At 69.4% G+C, this 2,538-nt stretch carries 1 protein-coding gene; it reads right to left on the bottom strand.

All coding sequences use genetic code 11. From position 1 onward, the window contains the following. A partial coding sequence (locus tag ACLQ3F_RS31580) for a non-ribosomal peptide synthetase (protein WP_425853353.1) occupies positions 1-2,538 on the bottom strand: 2,538 nt, incomplete at both ends.

Genomic DNA, 2,538 nt, shown 5'->3' with positions numbered 1-2,538 from the left:
AAACGGATCCGGCACAAACCGATCCGCCGTCAACCCCCCACCCCGCAAATAACCCCGACCCACACCCACACCACCGAGGTACAGCTCGCCCGGCACGCCGATGGGGACCATCGCGAGGTTTTCGTCGAGGACGTGGAGCCGCAGATTGGGGTGCGGTCCGCCGAGGGGCACCCGGGTCAGTTCGGCCAGGGCGTCCGGGTCGCACTGCCAACTGGTGACGTCGACCGCCGCCTCGGCAGGACCGTAGGTGTTGTGCAGTTCGCAGTGGGGAAGCGCAGCGAGGAACGCCCGCGCCACGTCGACGGGCAACTCCTCACCTCCGACGCCGACGGAGCGCAGTGAGGTGCAGCGCTCGAGGCCCTCGGCGAGCAGCGCCGCCAGCATCGCCGGGACGAAGTGGGCGGTCGTCACCTGCTCCGCGATGATCAGATCACGGAGGTACGCGGGGTCACGGTGCCCGCCCGGGCGGGCGACGACGATCCGCGCGCCGGCCGACAGCGCGGCGTAGACCTCGGCCGGTGAGACGTCGAAACCGATCTCGGTCTTCTGGAGGACGACGCCGTCCGGGCCGAGGCGGTAGACCTCCGGCAGGACGTGTTGGGTGCGGTTGACGAGGCCGGCGTGGGTGACCACCGCGCCCTTCGGCCGACCCGTCGACCCCGACGTGAAGATCACATAACAGGCATTGTCCGGACCCACCACCACCGGCACATCCGCACCCGACTCACCCGCCCACAACCCCGGCCGATCAACCAACACCACCTCAGCCGCCAACCCCGGCAACCCCGCCAACAACCCCGACGACGTCACCACCACCGACGCACCCGCATCGGCAACCATCAAACCCAAACGCTCAACCGGATAACCCGGATCCAACGGCACATACACACCACCGGCCTTATGCACCGCCAACATCGCCACAACCTGATCCACCGAACGATGCAGACACACACCCACCAACACCTCGGCACCCACACCCACCGACCGCAAATACCGAGCCAACCTGTTCGCCGCCGCATTCAACTCCGAATACGACAACGACACCCCACCATCACCAATCGCAACCGCATCACCGCGCACACCCACCTGCGCCGCAAAGGCCGAATAGGCGACACCCTCTACCGGCGCCACCGGCCCCACACCCACCCGGGACAACCACTCCGCCTCAGCAGGGGGCACACACACCACCCGCGAATCCCCACCCGGATCCGCCAGCATCGACTCCAACACCACCCGGAACATCCCCGCCAACCGCACCAAACCCGCCCCGCCAAACACCCGCCCGTCACCGACGAGGCGGATCACGGTCGGGCTGGCACCGACGGACAGGACGAACTCGGTGGCGGCCACGTCACTGGCGACCCGGGCGGGCGTGGTGTGGCCGTCGGGCGTCGGCGCTTCGCCCGGTCCGTCCGCGCCTGCCCCACCGGACGGGTCGGTACGGGGTTCGGTGTAGCCGAAGACGACGTCGATCGGGTGCGTGTCGGCACCCGTCAGCCTGCGCACCGCCGGCAACGGGAAACGCCGATGCGGCCACAACCGCACCTCACCGTCGAACACCGACCGCACCAAATCACCCCACGAACCCCCACCCCGCTCATGACCGAACGGCAACACATTGATGTACATCCCATGCACACGCTCCGCACCCCGCACCTCCGGCCGCGCATCACACACCAACCCCGTGTAAAAACGCCGCTCATCAGTCAACTGACTCATCACCTTCAAATGAGCCGCGTGCAGAACGGCCTTGACGGGTACGCCGAGGCTGCTGGCGAACCGGCGCAGCGCACCGTCCAGGTCGGCGATGTCCAATTCGGTGCGGCACACCTGCCGCGGGCCGGAGTCGGTCGCCTGGGTGCCCGGCAGGGTGAGCTTCGGCGTACCGGTCACGACCTCGCGCCAGTAGGCCGCGTCGGCCTCGGAGTCGAGCGCCGAGAGTTCGGTGGCCACGAAGTCCGCGTACCGGACGGCCACTGGTTCGGCGGGCGTCGGCTGCTCGCCGCGCCGCCGCCGGTGGTAGCCGTCGCGCAGGTCGGCCAGCAGAAGATTGAGGTCCCAGCCGCCGGTGATCAGGTGGCTGACCGAGACGGTGAGCCACCAGGCCGGGTCGTCCTCGCGGTGGACGGCCACCCGTAGCAGCGGCGGCGGCGTCGCGAGGTCGAACGGCCGGTCACGCTCGGCGGCGACGTACGCGGAGTGGCCGGTCGCCTCGGCGTGGACCGCGACCGGCACCTGCGCCTCGGCGTGCACGAGCTGCATCGGCACCGAGTAGCCGGTCAGGTCGAACGATGTGCGCAGCGTGTCGTGCCGGGCGACCAGCTCGGCGAGGGTGGCGTGCAGCGGCTCGACGTCGAAGGACAGTTCGTCGTCCACGCGCATGGTGTGCACGATGTGGTACGGCGCGGCGCTCTCGTCCTTGGCGATCTCCACCGCCATACCCACCTGGGCCTGCGTGGCCGGGTAGGCGTCGGTCAGGCCGTCCGGCAGAGCAGCCCGGTCCGCGTCGGACAGCAACGCGAACGGCGCCACCGGCTC

It is taken from the genome of Micromonospora sp. DT15 (assembly GCF_049841475.1).
GTDB lineage: Bacteria > Actinomycetota > Actinomycetes > Mycobacteriales > Micromonosporaceae > Micromonospora.
The sequence above is the reverse complement of the archived record's forward strand: the minus strand, read 5'-3'. Positions and strand labels throughout refer to the sequence as shown.